This is a genomic window from Stutzerimonas marianensis (assembly GCF_022810315.1).
Classification (GTDB): domain Bacteria; phylum Pseudomonadota; class Gammaproteobacteria; order Pseudomonadales; family Pseudomonadaceae; genus Stutzerimonas; species Stutzerimonas marianensis.
This window is the reverse complement of sequence record NZ_JALGRD010000009.1, coordinates 53344-71964: the sequence shown is the minus strand read 5'-3', so window position 1 is coordinate 71964 and position 18621 is coordinate 53344. Positions and strand designations below refer to the sequence as shown.

At 61.2% G+C, this 18621-nt stretch carries 22 protein-coding genes; 7 read left to right on the top strand and 15 right to left on the bottom strand.

Annotation, left to right across the window (positions count from 1 at the left end):
- Positions 1–84 precede the first annotated feature (84 nt).
- Positions 85–828 carry a carboxy-S-adenosyl-L-methionine synthase CmoA gene (cmoA, locus tag MST27_RS16415; RefSeq protein WP_243607022.1) on the top strand — a complete coding sequence of 248 codons (744 nt, stop codon included), beginning with the start codon at positions 85–87 and terminating at the stop codon, positions 826–828.
- A complete protein-coding gene (cmoB, locus tag MST27_RS16410; protein WP_243607021.1) occupies positions 825–1787 on the top strand; it encodes a tRNA 5-methoxyuridine(34)/uridine 5-oxyacetic acid(34) synthase CmoB in 963 nt (320 codons plus the stop codon). Before cmoA ends, cmoB begins: the two co-directional genes overlap by 4 nt.
- On the opposite strand, the gene MST27_RS16405 is transcribed toward cmoB, so the two are convergent.
- Positions 1768–2064: a hypothetical protein gene (locus tag MST27_RS16405; RefSeq protein ID WP_243607020.1), complete on the bottom strand. Its 297-nt coding sequence runs from the start codon at positions 2062–2064 to the stop codon at positions 1768–1770. The genes cmoB and MST27_RS16405 overlap by 20 nt on opposite strands.
- Positions 2065–2216: 152 nt before the next feature.
- Here MST27_RS16405 and MST27_RS16400 point away from each other — a divergent pair, with 152 nt between their 5' ends.
- Both MST27_RS16400 and MST27_RS16395 read left to right on the top strand, forming a co-directional pair.
- The gene (locus MST27_RS16400) at positions 2217–3107 is read left to right on the top strand and encodes a LysR substrate-binding domain-containing protein (RefSeq protein WP_243607195.1); all 891 of its coding nucleotides are present in this window, start codon (positions 2217–2219) and stop codon (positions 3105–3107) included.
- Between the two features lie 19 nt (positions 3108–3126).
- Complete coding sequence (locus MST27_RS16395) at positions 3127–3333, top strand: DUF2905 domain-containing protein (RefSeq protein WP_243607019.1); 207 nt, start codon at positions 3127–3129, stop codon at positions 3331–3333.
- A gap of 11 nt (positions 3334–3344) precedes the next feature.
- On the opposite strand, the gene pdxJ is transcribed toward MST27_RS16395, so the two are convergent.
- From pdxJ to rpoE, 12 genes are all read right to left on the bottom strand, one after another.
- The gene (pdxJ, locus tag MST27_RS16390) at positions 3345–4091 is read right to left on the bottom strand and encodes a pyridoxine 5'-phosphate synthase (RefSeq protein ID WP_243607018.1); all 747 of its coding nucleotides are present in this window, start codon (positions 4089–4091) and stop codon (positions 3345–3347) included.
- Positions 4084–4776, bottom strand: coding sequence for a DNA repair protein RecO (recO, locus tag MST27_RS16385; RefSeq protein WP_243607017.1), 693 nt, complete (start codon positions 4774–4776; stop codon positions 4084–4086). The genes pdxJ and recO overlap by 8 nt, the downstream gene beginning before the upstream one ends.
- A 178-nt stretch (positions 4777–4954) precedes the next feature.
- Complete coding sequence (era, locus tag MST27_RS16380; protein WP_243607016.1) at positions 4955–5866, bottom strand: GTPase Era; 912 nt, start codon at positions 5864–5866, stop codon at positions 4955–4957.
- The gene (rnc, locus tag MST27_RS16375) at positions 5859–6548 is read right to left on the bottom strand and encodes a ribonuclease III (protein ID WP_243607015.1); all 690 of its coding nucleotides are present in this window, start codon (positions 6546–6548) and stop codon (positions 5859–5861) included. Before rnc ends, era begins: the two co-directional genes overlap by 8 nt.
- A complete protein-coding gene (locus MST27_RS16370; RefSeq protein ID WP_243607014.1) occupies positions 6545–6922 on the bottom strand; it encodes a DUF4845 domain-containing protein in 378 nt (125 codons plus the stop codon). Before MST27_RS16370 ends, rnc begins: the two co-directional genes overlap by 4 nt.
- Before the next feature lie 88 nt (positions 6923–7010).
- Complete coding sequence (gene lepB / locus MST27_RS16365; RefSeq protein WP_243607013.1) at positions 7011–7865, bottom strand: signal peptidase I; 855 nt, start codon at positions 7863–7865, stop codon at positions 7011–7013.
- A gap of 1 nt (position 7866) precedes the next feature.
- Complete coding sequence (gene lepA, locus MST27_RS16360) at positions 7867–9666, bottom strand: translation elongation factor 4 (RefSeq protein WP_243607012.1); 1800 nt, start codon at positions 9664–9666, stop codon at positions 7867–7869.
- Positions 9667–9957: 291 nt separating this feature from the next.
- A complete protein-coding gene (locus tag MST27_RS16355) occupies positions 9958–11376 on the bottom strand; it encodes a DegQ family serine endoprotease (protein ID WP_243607011.1) in 1419 nt (472 codons plus the stop codon).
- Positions 11357–11845, bottom strand: coding sequence for a SoxR reducing system RseC family protein (locus tag MST27_RS16350; protein WP_243607010.1), 489 nt, complete (start codon positions 11843–11845; stop codon positions 11357–11359). The genes MST27_RS16355 and MST27_RS16350 overlap by 20 nt, the downstream gene beginning before the upstream one ends.
- Positions 11842–12798 (bottom strand): MucB/RseB C-terminal domain-containing protein, encoded by a 957-nt coding sequence (locus MST27_RS16345; protein ID WP_243607009.1) that lies wholly within the window; start codon positions 12796–12798, stop codon positions 11842–11844. The genes MST27_RS16350 and MST27_RS16345 overlap by 4 nt, the downstream gene beginning before the upstream one ends.
- Before the next feature lie 8 nt (positions 12799–12806).
- Positions 12807–13403: a sigma-E factor negative regulatory protein gene (locus tag MST27_RS16340; RefSeq protein WP_243607008.1), complete on the bottom strand. Its 597-nt coding sequence runs from the start codon at positions 13401–13403 to the stop codon at positions 12807–12809.
- A gap of 31 nt (positions 13404–13434) precedes the next feature.
- The gene (rpoE, locus tag MST27_RS16335; protein ID WP_222909169.1) at positions 13435–14016 is read right to left on the bottom strand and encodes an RNA polymerase sigma factor RpoE/AlgU; all 582 of its coding nucleotides are present in this window, start codon (positions 14014–14016) and stop codon (positions 13435–13437) included.
- A 351-nt stretch (positions 14017–14367) separates the two neighbouring features.
- On the opposite strand from rpoE, the gene nadB reads away from it, so the two are divergent.
- Positions 14368–15993, top strand: a complete 1626-nt coding sequence (gene nadB / locus MST27_RS16330; RefSeq protein ID WP_243607007.1) for an L-aspartate oxidase — start codon at positions 14368–14370, stop codon at positions 15991–15993.
- Here nadB and MST27_RS16325 read toward each other — a convergent pair.
- Entirely contained in the window at positions 15950–16405 is a 456-nt protein-coding gene (locus tag MST27_RS16325; RefSeq protein ID WP_243607006.1) for a protein YgfX, read from the bottom strand. The two genes, nadB and MST27_RS16325, sit on opposite strands and share 44 nt — an antisense overlap.
- Positions 16389–16643, bottom strand: a complete 255-nt coding sequence (locus MST27_RS16320) for an FAD assembly factor SdhE (RefSeq protein ID WP_243607005.1) — start codon at positions 16641–16643, stop codon at positions 16389–16391. Before MST27_RS16320 ends, MST27_RS16325 begins: the two co-directional genes overlap by 17 nt.
- A gap of 139 nt (positions 16644–16782) precedes the next feature.
- Between MST27_RS16320 and ygfZ the strand changes: the two genes are divergently transcribed.
- Positions 16783–17727 (top strand): CAF17-like 4Fe-4S cluster assembly/insertion protein YgfZ, encoded by a 945-nt coding sequence (gene ygfZ, locus MST27_RS16315; protein WP_243607004.1) that lies wholly within the window; start codon positions 16783–16785, stop codon positions 17725–17727.
- A gap of 40 nt (positions 17728–17767) precedes the next feature.
- Positions 17768–18604: an HDOD domain-containing protein gene (locus MST27_RS16310; protein WP_243607003.1), complete on the top strand. Its 837-nt coding sequence runs from the start codon at positions 17768–17770 to the stop codon at positions 18602–18604.
- The last annotated feature ends 17 nt before the right edge of the window (positions 18605–18621 follow it).

The window sequence follows — 18621 nt, the reverse complement described above, 5'->3', positions numbered from 1 at the left end:
TTCGTCGGCACCCGGCCAGCAGGCGGCCATCGATACGGCTTTCCGTTACAATGCCGCCCCTGTTTTCCAGCCCTAGACGCCGCCGTGAGCCACGAACCTGATCGCCTGTTCGCCCAGCCCCTCGCCCAGCCCCAGGACTTCGTCTTCAACGAGGCGGTGGCGCGCGTGTTTCCCGACATGATCAAGCGCTCGGTGCCGGGCTACCCGACGATCGTGGAGAACATGGGTGTGCTCGCCGCTCAGTTCGCCCAGCCCAATACCCGGCTCTATGACCTCGGTTGCTCACTCGGGGCGGTCACCCAGGCCTTTCGCCGCCATGTGAAGACCGACGGTTGCCGAGTGTTGGCCGTGGACAACTCGGCGGCCATGGTCGAGCGCTGCCGTGAATACCTGCACGCCCAGAACTCGATGTTCCAGGAGCTGCTGCCCGCCGAGGTGCTCGAAGCCGATGTCCTTGCATTACCCTTCCAACCGGCTTCGGTCGTCGCGCTCAACTTTACCTTGCAGTTCATCCCTCCTGAGCAGCGCCCCACCCTGCTGCACTCGATTCGCCAGGCGCTGGTGCCCGGGGGCGCGCTGATCCTGTCGGAGAAACTTCGCTTCGAGGATGCCGATGAGCATGCGCTGCTGAACGACTTGCACATCGCCTTCAAACGCGCCAACGGTTACAGCGAGCTGGAAATCGCCCAGAAGCGCAGCGCCATCGAAAACGTGATGAAACCCGACAGTCTCGAGACGCACCGCCAACGTCTGCTCGATGCCGGCTTCTCCAGGGTGATGCCCTGGTTCCAGTGCCTGAACTTCGCCTCACTGATCGCCCTGCCATGAATCTCGACCTCACGCCCCTCGCCTGGCGCCTGGCCGGCACCCCGCTGGCCGCCTGGGCAAACGACCTGCAACGACAACTGGACGCCAAGATCGCGGTCGGGCACGGCGACCTGCCCCGTTGGCGCCGCGCCGTTGACGCGCTACCGGACATCCAGCCCACCACTATCGAACTGCGCGAGGCATTCCGCCTGGTTGGTCAAGTGACCGACGACACCCGCGAGGCCGTCCGTGATGCGCTCTTCGGGCTGTCACCCTGGCGCAAGGGCCCGTTCGACGTGTTTGGCGTTCACGTCGATACCGAATGGCGCTCGGACTGGAAGTGGGAGCGCGTCGCACCGCACCTGGCGCTCTCTGGCAAGCGCATCCTCGACGTCGGCTGCGGCAATGGCTATTACATGTGGCGCATGCTCGGAGCCGGCGCCGATTCGGTCGTGGGCATCGACCCCAACTGGTTGTTCTTCTGCCAGTTCCACGCCATGAAACGGTACCTCGAGGAGCTCCCCGCCTGGCATTTGCCGCTGGCGCTGGAAGAGCTGCCGGCCAGGCTCGAAGGCTTCGACACGGTGTTTTCCATGGGAGTGCTCTATCACCGGCGTTCGCCGATCGACCACCTGCTGGATCTCAAGGATTGCCTGCTGCGCGGCGGCGAGCTCGTCCTCGAGACCCTGGTGGTCGAGGGTGACGAGCACACCGCCCTGGTGCCTGAAGATCGCTACGCGCAGATGCGCAACGTCTGGTTTCTGCCGTCGGTCGCCGCCCTCGAGTGCTGGCTGCGCCGCGCCGGCTTCGTCGAGGTGCGCTGCGTCGATGTCAGTGTCACCAGCATCGAGGAGCAACGCAGTACCGACTGGATGCGCTATCAGTCACTACCCGATTTTCTCGACCCGCACGATCCCGGCAAGACGGTCGAAGGTCTACCCGCCCCGACCCGCGCCGTACTCATCGCTCGCAAGCCCTGACGCGACTTGCCGCACTGCGCTGCTCGGCTACGATCTGACGCAGCGGCATGCGGGCTTTGTTCTGCAGCAGCGGCCGACTCAGATCGCGCATGCGCAGCTGCCGGTCGCTGAGCCTTAGCAGGCGCCGGTACAGACGCCGCCATCGCCAGGCCTTCACCCAGTCGAGGGCCTTCTGCTGGAACTCGACCGGCCACATGGCCGGCATATAGACCTCGGGCATCGATGGCTCCTGCCGCTTGGCCACACATGCCTGGATGGGTCGCTCTTGATCGCTCATCGCACTCCTCCTGCTGACAGGTGCCTGAGTGCACCCGGTACCAGCCGACAGGTGTGTCGGCAGGCTCAGGTTGAGCGCGCTTGACCTTTCATACAAACGACTAGAATAGAAGCATCAGTTCAGGAAAATTGAAGGAAGCCACCATGCCCGGAATGCCCGAGTCGTTGCCGCATAGTGCCATGCCGACGCTGGAAATCGACGTGCTGCGCACCTTCGTCTGCATTGCCGAGAGCGGCAGCTTCACCCGCACTGCCGGCCAGGTCTTCCGTACGACTTCCGCCGTGAGCATGCAGATCAAGCGCCTTGAAACCCTGCTGGGCTGCATGCTGTTCGTTCGTGAGGCCCGCCGCATCAGCCTCACGCCCGAGGGCGAGCGGCTGCTTGGCTACGCGCGCCGCCTGCTCAAGCTCAACGAGGAGGCGGTCAGTGCATTCGTCCGGCCCAGCGTATGCGGCCAGGTTCGCTTTGGGACACCTGCCGATATCGGCACCCATGTCCTGCCCGGGCTGCTGTCGCTCTTCGCGCGTACCCATCCGGGCATCGAAGTGAACGTCTCGGTTGGCCGCAGTGTGGACATGATCGAGCGCATCGATGCCGGCGAACTGGACGTGGCGCTTGTCAGCGTCGGCAATCTCGGCCAGGACGATTCCCGTGGCGAGGTCATCTTCAGCGAGCCGCTGGTATGGGCCGGCCGTGCCGGCGGTATCGCGGCGGAGCGCGATCCCCTGCCGCTCGCGCTGGCCAGTCCGGAGTGCGCGTGGCGACGGCAGGCCCTGGATGTGCTCGACCGCGCTGGCAGGTCATACCGCATCGCCTATTCCAGCGAACAATGCGCCGGCCAGGAGGCCGCGATGGTGGCCGACCTGGCTATCGCACCTTATCCGCTAAGCCTGGTCCGGGCTCCACTGAAACGCCTCGACGAGTGCGCAGCGTTGCCACCGCTTGGCAACTATCAGATCAAGCTGCTTTGCACGCCACAATGCAGCGAGCCAGTCGAAGTGCTGGCCCGCCATGTGGTGGCAGCCTTTGCCACTCATCATTGAGGCACGGAGGGCGACACCGATGGCGAAAGGGTTGATGGTGACGGGCCTGGTGCTGTTGGCGCTGGGTGCCACCTTGCACTATGCGCCCGGCCTGCTGGGCTGGTTCGGCAAATTGCCGGGCGATATCCGGATCGAGTCGGAGCGCAGCAGGACGTTCATTCCCGTCACGTCAATGATCATCCTGAGTCTGGTCGTGACCGTCCTGGTGAATCTCTTCCGGCGCTGAGGCCACCCTGCTCAGCCGCGAGCTGCCGCGGTGAGGATGAGGTGCTTCATCTCCTTCACGGCCTGCTTGAAGCCGACGAAAAGCGCGTGGGCCACGATGGCATGGCCGATATTCAGCTCGTTGACCCCTCGGATGGCCGCGATGGCCTCGGCGTTGTGATAGTGCAATCCGTGGCCGGCGTTGACGATCAGGCCATGGCTGAGCCCGGCCTCGACGCCATCACGAATGCGCGCCAGCTCGCAGGCGCGCTCGGCCAGGCTGTGCGCGTCGGCGTAACGCCCGGTGTGCAACTCGATGGCAGGGGCGCCGATGCGCGCCGCGGCCTCGATCTGCGCCGGATCAGCGTCGATGAACAGCGAGACCTCTGCGCCACAGGCCGCAAGCCGATTGACCGCCTCGCGGATACGCGACTCCTGGCCAGCCACATCAAGGCCGCCCTCTGTGGTCAGCTCCTGCCGGGTTTCCGGAACCAGACAGACATGCTCCGGACGCAACTGCTCGGCAAAGGCCAGCATCGCCTCGGTCACGCCCATTTCGAAGTTCATCCGAGTTTGCAGCGCATCCTTCATCATGAGCACGTCGCGCTCCTGGATGTGGCGGCGATCCTCGCGCAAGTGAACGGTGATGCCGTCCGCTCCCGCCTCCTCAGCATCCAGCGCTGCCTTGACCGGGTCCGGGTAACGCGTGCCACGGGCCTGACGCAGCGTGGCGACATGATCGACGTTGACGCCGAGCAGGATTCGATTGGCTTCAGTCACGCGGAATCTCCTTGGTATTCATGAACAATTCTCGGCTGACCAGTGGCCGGCCTCCCAGGTGCGGCGCCAAGGCCTGCCGCATCAGTCGTTTCGCCGCTGCCAGCGCACCCGGTACCTCCCAATCGGCCTCAGCCATTGCCAGGAGTTCCGCGCCGTTGAACAAGCCGGGCTGAAACTGTCCGACTGGCTCGAGGCCGGTGTCAGGTAGCAGCCGATAGGCGCCGGTCTCGGCAATGGGTTGACCCGCAATATCGGTATCCAGCGAAAAACCGTAGCCGAGCTCGCTCAGCAAGCGCCACTCGAAGGCACGCAGAATGGGTTCCAGTGGGCGCTTGGCCGCCAGCGCCGGCAGCGTTGCGGCGTAATGATCGAACATGGCCGGATGAGCATCTTCGGCGGGCAACAGGCGGATCAGCAACTCGTTGAGATACATGCCGCTGAACAGTGCATTGCCGTCCAGCCAATAGGCCAGACCGGCACTTTCCATGCGCCCCACATTCTTCAGGTCACCACGCCCACGAAACTCGACCTCGAGCGGTACGAAGGGCCTGGCCAGCGTTCCCGCCTTACCGCGCGCACCGCGCAGCACCGCTCGCGACCGTCCCTGTGGCGTGAAAAAATCCACCAGCGCGCTGCTTTCGCGGTAGGGCCGACTGTGCAAGACGAAAGCGGAGTGGACGGTCATGGGCTGGGGCTAAGGCTGGAAAGCTGGACGCGAGCGCGCGGGGGTAGCAGAGCTCGTACTGTACATCACATCGGAACGCGGAGAGCGACGCGCCGCCCAGGCAATGCAGAACGCTAGGCACCCAGCGTCCTATGTCTAGCTTTGAACCTGCAATTTCGTAGCCTTCAGCGCTTGGCTCTCATTGATACCCGAGCGAATGCAGTGCTCGCTCGTCATCCGACCAACCGCCCTTCACCTTGACCCAGAGGTTGAGCATGACCTTGGAGTCGAACAGCACCTCCATGTCCTTGCGGGCCTCCTGACCGATGCGCTTGATACGCTCGCCCTTGTCGCCAATGATGATCTTCTTCTGGCCGTCCCGCTCGACGAGAATCAGCGCATGGATATGCAACACATGGCCCTGCTGCTTGAAATCCTCGATCTCGACGGTGATCTGATAAGGGACCTCGGCGCCGAGCTGCCGCATGATCTTCTCGCGTACCAGCTCCGCCGCCAGGAAGCGGCTGCTACGGTCGGTGATCTGGTCTTCGGGAAAGAAGTGCTCCCCCTCCGGCAGGTGCGAGGCCACGAGCTTCTCGAACAGCTCCAGGTTCTGCCCATGCTGCGCGGAAATCGGAACGATTTCCGCCTTGGGCAACTGCGCTGCCAGCCATTCGAAATGAGGCAGCAGCTCGCCCTTGTCCTCGACACGATCGGTCTTGTTGACCGCAACGATGACAGGGCATTCGACATACTGGACTCGCTCGAGCACCAGTTGGTCCTCGTCCGTCCAACGAGTGCGGTCGACCACGAACACCACGACGTCGACATCCTTGAGGGCAGACGAAGCGGTACGGTTCATATACCGATTCAGCGCCGTTTCACCATTCTTGTGCAGACCGGGAGTGTCGACGTAAACGGCCTGAACGGCGCCTTCGGTCTTGATGCCCAGCATGTTGTGGCGCGTGGTCTGAGGCTTACGCGAAGTAATGGCGAGCTTCTGGCCCAGCACATGATTGAGCAGGGTCGACTTGCCCACGTTCGGACGACCGACGATCGCCACGTAACCACAGCGGCTTACGTCGTCGCCGACCAGCTGTTCATCAGTCATGACCATTCTCCACGCCCAGCGCAATCAGTGCGGAGGCTGCAGCGACCTGCTCGGCAATGCGTCGGCTGGCGCCCTGCCCCTGGGTCTTTTCATTGAGCAAAGTGACCTGGCACTCCACGAAGAATGTCCGGCAATGCGGATCTCCCTGGATAGCCACCACCTCGTATTTGGGGAGTTCACAGGCACGTGATTGGAGGAATTCCTGCAAGCGCGTCTTGGGGTCCTTGTTCGTATCGACCAGGGTCAGGCCTTCGAGCTCGTTGGCGAGCCACGCCAGAACCCGATCGCGTGCGGCTTCGATCCCGGCGTCGAGGTAAATAGCGCCGATCAGCGCCTCGAGCGTGTCGGCGAGGATCGACTCGCGGCGGAAACCACCACTCTTAAGCTCGCCTGAGCCGAGCCGAAGGTACTCACCGAGTTCGAAACCACGCGCCAGCACGGCGAGGGTCTCACCCTTGACCAGACGGGCGCGCAAGCGTGAAAGCTGCCCTTCCTTGGCTTGAGGGAAATGGTTGAACAGGGCTTCGCCTGCAATGAAGTTGAGAATGGCGTCGCCAAGAAACTCCAGTCGCTCGTTGTTGCGTCCGGCATAGCTGCGATGCGTCAGGGCCAGGAGCATCAGCTCCTGATCCTTGAATTGATATCCGAGCTTGCGCTCGAGACGGGCTAACGAAGTGCTCACGGCATCCTTAGGCGATATTCTTTATCGAAGTTCGCCACTAGATCGAGGTTACGGATCAGCGGCTCGCGTTTTTCGTAGTCCAGGTGAACCTTGAACTCGTTATTTTCGATCACGACCTCCATCGCCTCGTCGAGGTTCAGGTCGCGAATTCCGTTGACATCCATGCCTTTGCGGACATGGCTGTAGAAATCGCGCACGGTGCGTATCTCCAAAGCCTGCTCACTTTCGACCCCGGAGATGATCTTGTCCATGGACATATAGTCGAAGTAATGCGGCAGCATCTTGAAAGCGGTACTGGCAAAAAAAGCGACCACTGCGAGCACCATGATCCAGCTCAGCATGGAGAGCCCTTTTTGCGAACGAGCGAAACTCATGTCGACCTCTATGTCGTACGTTACCCACGGAGCGGGGCTGCTCAAATATAGCGAGCCGGGCCGCGGGAACCGGGCCCTGATTCACAGCTTAGTGAATCAGTCCGACCCGGGAGAAATGCGGCAGGTTGCTGAACTTGGGATCCGGCCAGCTCATCCATACGGCAAACGCCTTGCCGACGATGTTGCGGTCCGGGACCATGCCGACGAGGTTCGCGGGAATGGCCGCGTCCTGCCAGTACCGGCTGTCGTTGGAGTTGTCTCGATTGTCGCCCATCATGAAGTAGTAACCGGCCGGCACTGTCCATTCACGATCCGGCTCGACGCGGTAACGTCCCATCTCCTTGCGGATCAGATGCTCGACATCGCCGAGACGCTCCTTGTAGAGCTTGGCGCTACCCAGGCTGCCAGGCTCTTCACCGACCAGCGTCTCGGCTACCAGCTCGCCGTTGACCGTCAAGCGCTTATCGCTGCTGTAGCGAATCACGTCACCAGGCAGGCCGACCACGCGCTTGATGTAATTGATATTCGGGTCGCTCGGGTAGCGGAACACCATGACATCGCCCCGCTTCGGGTCGCTGACCTCGATGATCTTGGTATCCACTACGGGAAGACGTATGCCATAGGCAAACTTGTTGACCAGAATGAAGTCACCGACTTCGAGGGTCGGAATCATCGAGCCTGACGGAATCTGGAACGGCTCGACCAGAAACGAGCGCAACACGAGCACGATGGCGAGCACGGGAAAGAACGACTTGCCGTACTCGATCAGCACCGGCTCCTTGTTCAACGCATCGAGCGTCGATTGGTCGGGCTCGCCGGCGCGTCCCTGATAATTCGCTACCGCTGCCCGACGACGCGGTGCGAAGAACACCAGGTCGAGGAGCGCAAGAAAGCCGCATACCGCTACGGCAATCACCAGCAACAGCGGAAAATTTATCGACATATCAGCTATCTACCTTAAGCACCGCGAGGAAGGCTTCTTGCGGAATCTCGACGTTGCCGACCTGCTTCATCCGCTTCTTACCGGCCTTCTGCTTTTCAAGCAGCTTGCGCTTGCGGCTCACGTCGCCGCCGTAGCACTTGGCCAGAACGTTCTTTCGCAATGCCTTGACCGTGCTTCGCGCGATGATCTGGCCACCCAGCGCCGCCTGGATCGCGACATCGAACATCTGACGAGGGATCAGCTCCTTCATCTTTTCGACCAGGATCCGCCCTTTGTACTGGGCATTGTCGCGATGCACGATCAGGGCCAATGCATCGACCTTGTCGCCGTTGATCATGATGTCCAGCCGCGTCAGGTTGGCCGACCGGAAGCACTCGAAGCTGTAATCCAGCGACGCATAACCGCGACTGACAGACTTCAAGCGGTCGAAGAAGTCCAGCACCACTTCGCTCATCGGCAGGTCGTAGCGCACCTGCACCTGAGATCCCAGGAACTGCAGGTCGATCTGAATGCCGCGTTTTTCGACGCAAAGGGTTATCACACTGCCCAGATGCTCCTGCGGCACGAGGATGTTGGCGCGCACGATAGGCTCGCGCATGTCCTCGATGGCAGACAGATCGGGGAGCTTGGATGGGCTGTCGACGTAGATCACGTCGCCGTTTTTCAAGGCCAACTCGTAGACCACCGTAGGCGCGGTGGTGATGAGATCGAGGTCGTACTCTCGCTCGAGCCGTTCCTGGATGATCTCCATGTGCAGCATGCCGAGGAAGCCGATGCGGAAACCGAAGCCCAGCGCGTCGGAGCTCTCGGGTTCGTACTGCAGCGCGGCGTCGTTGAGGGTCAGCTTCTGCAACGCCTCACGAAAATCCTCGAAATCATCCGAACTGACCGGAAACAGGCCAGCGTACACCTGCGGCTTGACCCGCTTGAAGCCGGGCAGCATTTCGACGTCGGGCGTATTGGCCAGGGTCAGGGTATCGCCAACCGGAGCGCCGAGGATGTCCTTGATTCCGGCGATGATGAAGCCGACTTCGCCCGCCTTGAGGTCGGTGGTGGTGGTGTGCTTGGGATTGAACACACCGACGCTGTCGACCTGATGGATCTTGCCGGTCGACTTCACCAGGACCTTGTCGCCCTTCTTGATTCGCCCATGACGAACCCGAACCAGGGAAACCACACCCAGGTAGTTGTCGAACCAGGAATCAATGATGAGCGCCTGCAACGGTGCGTCGATTTCGCCGACAGGCGGAGGAATCACCTCGACGAGGCGCTCCAGAACATCCTCTACGCCCATACCGCTCTTTGCACTACAAGGTACCGCGTCGGTCGCGTCGATACCGATGATATGCTCGATCTCGCCTTTGACCTTCTCGGGATCGGCCTGCGGCAGGTCCATCTTGTTCAGAACCGGCATGACCTCAAGTCCCTGCTCGATCGCCGTATAGCAGTTGGCGACCGACTGAGCCTCCACGCCCTGCCCCGCATCCACCACCAGGAGCGCGCCTTCACAGGCAGCCAAAGACCGGCTGACTTCATAGGTAAAGTCCACGTGACCTGGCGTGTCGATGAAATTCAGCTGGTAGGTCTTACCGTCTCTAGCCGTGTAATACAGCGTGACGCTGTGCGCCTTGATGGTAATGCCGCGCTCGCGCTCCAGATCCATGGAATCGAGGACCTGAGCGTTCATCTCACGTTCGGTCAAGCCGCCACACATCTGGATGAAGCGGTCAGCCAGGGTCGACTTACCATGATCGATATGCGCGATGATGGAAAAATTGCGGATATGACTCAGGTCACTCACAGCTCAACACTCGAATACATCGCAGGCACGTTGCCCGCCGAAAATAGCCGCCAAGTCTACCCGATAGGTCTATTCGGCGTCACGCCGTGCAATGGCAATGTTTCCAACCCGGCTGAACGGCGTAACGCCTGCCGGGAAGACGAAGGCCTGAACAGAGCAACGCAGCAGCGTGGGCGAGCCGAAGGCAGGCTGGAACGACTTTGAACGCGGGCAAATCGCAGCCGCCCTCTATAAAAGCCGCTCGACCGCGCTACACCCGAACAGATCGCGCGGTCCCGGTCCCTCGCGGCTCTACTCAGCCAGCTTGAACGTGATGAAACTCGCCCGCCCCTGGCGTAGCACACGCATCGATACCGAGCGGTTCTTGGGCAGCCCTTCGGCAACGCGGCCGAACGTCGATGCGGAATCAATCGCCTGGTTGTTCAGATGAGTGATGACGTCACCTGCACGCAAACCGATCATGGCTGCCGGCCCGCTCTGCACCTCAGTGATCACCACGCCGCCGGGGAGGTCTAGACTGCGCTTCTGCTCGGCGGTCAGCTCCGACACCTTCACCCCCAGCCGGTTGCTGCTTTTCTCCGCGCGATCCACGCCAGCGACCACTTCTTCACCTTCCTCAGGCAGCGTGCCGACCGCAATATCAAGCGTCTCGCGGTCTCCATCGCGAACGATACCGAGCCGAACCTTGCTGCCCGGCTTGATCGAGCCGATGAGATGAGGCAAATCAGCAGACATGTTGATGGATTCACCGTTGACACTGAGGATGACGTCGCCGACACGCAGCCCACCCTTTGCGGCCGGCCCACCATCAAGGACTTGCGCAACCAGCGCACCGGCAGGACGATCCAGCCCGAACGACTCGGCCAGGTCGCGATTGACTTCCTGGATAACGACCCCCAGCCAACCCCGACTGACCCGGCCTTCGGTACGCAACTGATCGGACACATCCATCGCCACGTCGATCGGAATCGCGAACGACAGACCCATGAAGCCACCCGAGCGGGTGAATATCTGCGAGTTGATGCCGATCACTTCGCCCTGCAGATTGAACAACGGACCGCCCGAATTGCCCGGATTGATCGCGACGTCCGTCTGGATGAACGGCACGTAGCTTTCACTTGGCAGGTTGCGCCCGGTGGCGCTGACGATACCGGCCGTCACCGTATGGTCGAAGCCGAACGGAGAGCCGATGGCGAGCACCCACTCACCTACTTTCAATGCGCTCGAATCGCCCAGCCTGACGGTCGGCAACCCTTCGCCCTTTACCTTGATCAAAGCAACGTCCGTCCGCGGGTCCGCGCCTACCAGCTCGGCCTCCAGCTCACTACGGTCAGGTAGCCTGACGATGATCTCATCGGCGTCGGCCACGACATGGTTGTTGGTCAGTACGTAGCCATCGGGCGAGATGATGAACCCGGAGCCCAGCGACTGGGCCTCACGCTGCTGGCCCGGCGCCCCCTGTCCCGGCACACCGGGAATGCCGTGCTCGAAGAATTCGCGGAAGATTGGCGGCAGTCCTTCGAGCTCCGGTATTTGCGCCGCGGCGCCGCGAGCTGGTGCGTTCTGCTTGGTGCTGATGTTTACGACCGCAGGTGAGGCGCTCTCTACCAGCCCAGTAAAATCGGGCAACTGCGCTTGTGCAACCGCAGCCGTACCCAACAGCAACAGCGCGGCCAGAATCGCGACACCCCTATGGTTTCGAGCCTTCAAGATCACTCCCCCTTGGAAACAGTCCAACCCCGTCCACGCGCATCATTCGTAGCACGACCGGCTGCAACTGTGGATCGGCAACGCGCCGCCGAGCATGCGCGCGCACAGCCAACCAAGCCAGCACAAAGCCGATCAGGCCCGCAGCGATTACGTATGGTTCACCGAGCGCCATCCGGGACGCCACGAACGAGGCGGCCAGCAATGCAAGCAGGGGTAGGAGATAAACGAAAACAGCCCAACGCACCAGCGCATCTTCGCGGACACCGACGACGACGGAATCCCCAACGTCAAGGTTGAGAGCCGAACTGGCGCGAAGCATTTTTCGCTGCTGACCAATGCCGATGCTGTCCATCAAGCCTTGGCCACAGCCATTACGTGCCGAGCATGCCGAACAGGTACTGCTGCGATGCGTTTCAACCCATACGGCGCCGTTTTCCAGCGCCACGACCCGGCCCTGCTGTTCGATCATTGCGACGCCTGATCGGAGCCCGCGCGCATGGACAGGGCGACTCGCTCAGCCGTTCCAAGCGGAATCTCACCGACCACGGTCACCATGACGTCACCGTCGGCCGTCGTGATTCGTTTGGAAACCGCTACCGTGGGACCCATCTGGCTACGGGCGTCCTCCACCACTGCTCCCCGAAGCGGCTCGAGAAAAACTGAAAAACGGGCCAACCCGTCACCGTACGAGAGCCAGGCAACAGGCTCGCTCGAAGCTGGACTGGGTCGAACATTCGAATCGAGCAAGCGAAAACCGGCGGGCAGCCATTCGGAGCGCCACTTCGGCGCCTCGGATTTAGCCTCGGACGATGAGGATATCGCCACCGGCTCGCAGTCCTGCCCGGCCTCGATATCGGACGGCTGGACGGGCCCGGAGGAGAACTGAGTGAACTGGAAGCGCTCGAGCAGTTGGCCACTTTCGCTCAGCATCAGCGATTTGAGCGGGAGGGAAGTTTCCTTGTCGAGGTGCAGCTCGAAGCCGTAGCGATGCTGATCTTTCGGGCTCACCACGATCGCGACCGTCGGGCGACCGGCTACGCGGGACTCGCCAATCATGTGCAAGTCATAGGATTCCGATAACTGCGCGGGGTCGAGCTGTTGCCGGCGCCACGGCTGAGCATCGCTGACTTGGGATGCGAGCTCTTCGGTTGCGCAAGCGACTTGACCACCCTTCAGTACGACTTCGGCCGCTGGACCGTCAAGCTGAAGCAACCGCTCTCGAACGGCCCCGTCTTGCACCAATTGCCAGACGGAATGGCTTGAAAAGCTTCCGTTGCGTTCGTAAACGAAGGTGCCGAAATAGCTTTGCTGCTCCTCGGCCTTGACCAGACGCTGGAGCCAGGAATCGGCGCCAGCATCAGCAGCGAAGGCCGGCATTGATAGCCAGCCTCCGAGCACCACACACAGCGGTATTACACGCATGTTCTTCCTTAACGATCTTCCATACTTGCAGCACGTGCGTACGGCAGAGCGCTTTCTGACCCGCTACCGAATGCTGCCTGCTGCGCATGCTGGCGAACATACGCCGGCAGGCGCTGATCATGCCAGCCTTCGGCAGGTGCCTGTGCCGCCTCAGCCTCGGGTGCAGAGGCGCCTTCACTGTAACCGGCCAGTACCGCCGGCCCCTGGTTAGCAGCTTGAGGCACAGCAATCGAGGGCTGCGGGGCCTGCTGGGCCACCTGAGGACCGGCAACCTCGTTCTGATTGTAAAGGCGCACACCCGCCAGCACGGCAACTGTCACCGAAGCGGCAACAGCGATGCGTCCCAGGTTACGCCAGGCAAAACGCTGCTGCTTGGCAGGCGTCAGTGCAGGCTCGTCGGCCAGCGCAGCGGATACGGCCGAAGCAATATCCAACCGCGGCTCGGTCAGTTCCTTGTGCATCGCGGCACGAGCAATATGGTAGCGCGACCAGGTTGATCGCATATCCGAGTCGCCATGCGCGGCGAGAACTCGACGTAATTCCAACTCGTCCGCTTCGTTATCCATCACCGCGGACAGCGATTCATGCAGGGCTTCACGACTCATGGCGGTTCCTCTCTTGGCTATCGCCGCTGTCTCAGGATTCATGCAACAAGGGTTGCAATGCTTTATCGATGGCCTCCCGCGCTCGGAAAATCCGGGAGCGGACTGTACCAACTGGACACTGCATCACATTTGCAATGTCTTCATAACTAAGACCATCAAATTCACGCAGTGTTAGAGCCGTACGCAAATCTTCTGGAAGTTGTTGAATGGTTCTGTGAACCGTGTCCTCAATCTCATCCCTGAGTAGCGAGCGCTCTGGCGATTCGATGTCCTTGAGCGCGTGGTCGCCCTCATAGAACTCGGCATCCTCTGAACTGACATCGCTATCGGGCGGCCGCCTTCCACGCGCCACCAAATGATTCTTCGCCGTATTGATGGCGATGCGGTACAGCCAGGTATAAAAGGCACTGTCACCGCGAAAGTTGGCTAGCGCTCTATACGCTTTGATAAAGGCTTCTTGCGCCACATCCTGCGCTTCATGAGAATCATGAACAAAGCGCACGATCAACCCAAGAATCTTGTGTTGGTACTTGAGCACCAACAAATCAAAAGCCCGCTTATCGCCCCGCTGTACTCGTTCGACCAGTTGCTGGTCTTGCTCCTGGGTTAGCATGAGCACTCCTCCTTGACCTGGAAGGGGTGCCGCTGTCGCCTGCGAGCTGACCTGCCAGAATAGACCCGGGCTTTACACAAAAGTTCTCCCCCTCCTAGCAAGCTTTCCTGCAACACATCTGAAGACATGACGAGCAACGCCGCGAGACAGGTGTCGGTAAGGATCCTTCGAAAATCCACACCTTACCCGTGCCGCCCACCGCATGGTGACCAGCCGGCTTGCATCCACAACTGTCTATAGAGACGAACCTGCAAGAAAAGTTCCAGTCCTCAAAGACATAAAGCAACAGCCCGCTATTTTGCAGGCATTGGTGCCCGATATACTACCTCGGCCTTCCTTGCGAGCCCGAACATGAGTCGACACCATCAATACGACGTCCTCGTCATCGGCAGCGGCGCCGCCGGCCTGACTTTGGCGCTGAACCTGCCGACCGATCTGAGCATTGCCGTGCTGAGCAAGGGCGATCTTTCTAATGGATCGACCTACTGGGCACAAGGGGGCGTCGCAGCCGTGCTGGATACGGCCGACACTGTCGAGTCGCACGTTGCCGACACGCAGGTCGCCGGCGGAGGGCTGTGCCACGAGCAGGCCGTGCGCTTTACGGTGGAACACAGCCGCGAAGCCATCGAATGGCTGATCGACCAAGGCGTGCCCTTCACGCGAGATGAAGCCGACCGAGAAGATGGCGCATTTGAGTACCACCTGACGCGCGAGGGTGGCCACAGCCACCGACGCATCATCCATGCGGCCGACGCAACCGGTGCCGCCATCTTCAACACCCTGCTTTCCCGGGCTCGCGAGCGGCACAACGTCGAGCTGCTGCAGCAACGTGTCGCCGTCGATCTGATCACCGAACACAAGCTCGGGCTAGCGGGCAGACGCTGCCTTGGCGCCTACGTACTGGACCGCTCGACCGGAGAGGTCGACACCTTCCATGCACGGTTCGTCGTGCTGGCGACCGGCGGCGCTGCCAAGGTTTACCTTTATACCAGCAACCCGGACGGTGCCTGCGGCGATGGCATCGCTATCGCCTGGCGCGCCGGCTGCCGGGTGGGCAATCTGGAATTCAACCAGTTCCACCCGACCTGCCTGTACCACCCCCAGGCCAAGAGCTTCCTGATAACCGAAGCGCTACGCGGCGAAGGCGCGCTGCTCAAACTGCCGAACGGCGAGCGCTTCATGCCACGCTTCGATGAGCGTGCGGAGCTGGCCCCACGAGACATCGTTGCCCGCGCCATCGATCATGAAATGAAGCGTCTGGGAATCGATTGCGTATATCTCGACATCAGTCATAAGCCGGCCTCCTTCATCCAATCGCATTTCCCGACCGTCTACGAACGCTGCCTCGAATTCGGCATCGACATCACTCGCGAACCGATTCCCGTGGTTCCCGCCGCTCACTATACGTGCGGCGGCATCGTGGTGGACCAGGCCGGGCGAACCGATATTCCCGGCCTGTATGCGATAGGCGAAACCAGCTTTACCGGTCTGCACGGTGCCAACCGCATGGCAAGCAACTCCCTGCTGGAGTGCTTCGTCTATGCGCAGGCTGCAGCCAAGGACATTCAGCAAAAACTCGACCGCAGCGTCATGCCGGACAGCCTGCCGACCTGGGACGCCAGCCTCGTCACCGACTCGGATGAAGATGTCATCATTGCGCACAACTGGGACGAGCTGCGGCGATTCATGTGGGATTACGTCGGCATCGTGCGCACCACCAAACGCTTGATGCGGGCACAGCACAGGGTTCGCCTGCTGCTGGCCGAGATCGATGAGTTCTACAGCAATTACAAGGTCTCACGGGACCTCATCGAGCTGCGCAACCTGGCACTGGTCGCCGAACTGATGATCCGCTCGGCCATGCAGCGTCGAGAGAGTCGCGGCCTGCATTACACGCTCGATTACCCGACACAGCTCCCCAAGGCGATGGACACTATTCTGGTGCCGCCCACCTTCGCCGACTGTACTTCAGCCTGACTCGCAGGCGCCGATGCTGGTCCGATGCAAGCGCTCCCTTGGGAATGCAACATCCTCGGGCAAACCGCTCACCGGGCAGCCTGTAGCTCAGAATGACCGCCGATGGCAGTGCAAGACTGTCGGGGCGCAACTGAATGGGCTGCCAGCCGGTCCGCTGACTCCACAACGCCCAGCCGGACTGATCATGGCGCAAGCCGACCCAAGCTGTGTCGTGCGTCAGCAGGATATGTCGGGGCAGCGACCAGCAGGCGTGCCCGAAACAGAGCGCGAGACCCACAGCGGCGATCCAGAGCGGGACCGGCAAACCGAGCAGGCAGCCAATGGCCAGCCCCTGCACGACCAGATACCCGGCCAGCAACGACCGGGAAGCGCGCCAGCGGCATTCGAACGTGGAATCAGTGTGGCTGGACACGATCCAGAATCATGCGAACGATGCGGCGCAGATCTTCATCTTCCGGTTCGGAACGCTCCATGAACCAACCAAACATGTCCTGATCTTCGCAGCTCAGCAATTTCCGATAGCGTGCCCGGTCTTCGTCATCCAACTGTGCGTAAACCTCCTGCACGAAGGGGACCAGCAACACATCGAGTTCGAGCATGCCACGGCGGCTGTGCCAGAACAGGCGGTTGAGTTCGGATTGTTCGACCATGACAGGCTCCTGAGTTGAGGCGCAGCATTATAGCGGCTGACGGCAGCGGAAGAACGATGCGATCTGTCATCTGGCGCACGCTGTGTTCCGGCGTCGGCCTGCTATGATGCCCGTCCGGATTTTCACGGCGTGACCAGTCATGACCGACTCTGCTTTTTTCTGTGTGTTGTCGCACGAAGGCGTCCTGGCCGTACGCGGTCCCGATGCCAACAAGTTCCTGCAGGGCCAGCTGACCTGCAACCTCAACTACCTCGATGCCAACCAATCCAGCCTCGGCGCACGCTGTACGCCGAAGGGTCGCATGCAATCGAGCTTTCGCATCGTCCCCCAGCCTGACGGTTACCTGCTGGCAATGGACAAGGTGCTCGTGCAGCCGCAACTGGCAGACCTGTCCAAATTCGCCGTATTTTCCAAGTCCAAGTTGACGGACGAAAGCGAAGCCTGGGTCCGATTCGGGTTGGTCGAGGGTGATGGCGCGCTTGTCAGCCTTGGCCTGGAGCTGCCGCAGAGCGACGGCCAGGTTGTCATTGGCCACGGCCTGATCGCGATTCGGCTGGGTGCGCTTCGCACGGAGCTTTGGGCACCGGCAGCCGAGGCCGAGACCCTGCGCGCGAGACTGGCCTCGCAACTCGCCGAGGCGCCTCTTGAACGTTGGCTACTGGCGCAGATTCGCGCTGGGATCGGGCAAGTGGTCGCAGCGACTCGAGAGCTCTTCATTCCGCAAATGATCAATCTGCAGGCGGTTGGTGGCGTCAGCTTCAAGAAGGGGTGCTACACCGGCCAGGAAATCGTGGCGCGCATGCAATACCTCGGCAAGCTGAAGCGGCGCATGTATCGCTTGTGCGCAAATGCGAGCGAGGCGCCTACGGCCGGCACGGAACTGTACTCGCCGGTCCACGGCTCGAGCGTGGGTGAAGTGGTGCTTGCGGCCCAGGCCGACGACGATACCGTCGAGTTGCTCGCTGTGGTGCAACAGGACGCCGTCGAGGATGGCCGCCTCCACTTAGGTACACCCGATGGCGCCCTGCTCGAACTGCTCGAACTGCCCTATACACTGGACGCGGACAAAGAGATCCAGCGCTAGATAACAACCTGCCAACACCGCACATCTTTAAAGGAACGACATGAGTACCCTCGCCGATAAAGTCCAGCAGAAGCTGATGCAAGCGATCGAAAACGACCAGCTTGTTCTGCCCACACTTCCGGAAGTTGCCCTGCGTGTACGCGAGGCTGCGGAAGACCCCGACGTGAGCATCCCGACGCTGGCCAAGGTGATTGGCAACGATACAGCGTTGACGGCCCGCATCATCAAGGTGGTCAATAGCCCCTTGCTGCGCACCAACCGCGAGATCAACGACCTGCAGATGGCGATCAGTCGCCTCGGCATCAACTACACCTCCAATTTGGCGACCGGTCTCGCCATGGAGCAGATGTTCCAGGCCACCACGGACGTGGTTGATCGCAAGATGCGGGAGGTCTGGAACAAGAGCACCGAAATTGCCGCCATCAGCCACGTACTGTGCCGCAACTTCACGCGCCTCCCCGCTGACCAGGCGACGCTGGCCGGCCTCGTCCACCAGATCGGCATCCTGCCGATCCTGACCTATGCCGAGGAGCACAGCGCACTGCTCAGCGACTCGATCAGCCTCAACCACGTCATCGATCGCATCCATCCGATGCTGGGCGAGAAAATCCTGCGCACCTGGGAGTTTCCGGAGGCCATCGCCATCGTTCCCGGTCAGCACCTGGACTTCACCCGCGTATCGGACAAGGTCGACTACGTCGACATCGTTCAAGTTGCCACGCTGCAAAGCTACATCGGCAGCGCACATCCCTTCACTCAGCTCGACTGGAATGAGATTCCAGCATTCGACAAGCTGGGGCTGGACCCGAGCTCGTTGCTGCAAGAGGACGAGGACTTGTCCGCTGCAATGGACGCCGCGATGAGCATGCTGCAGTAAGCCCGACTCGGTTTCTT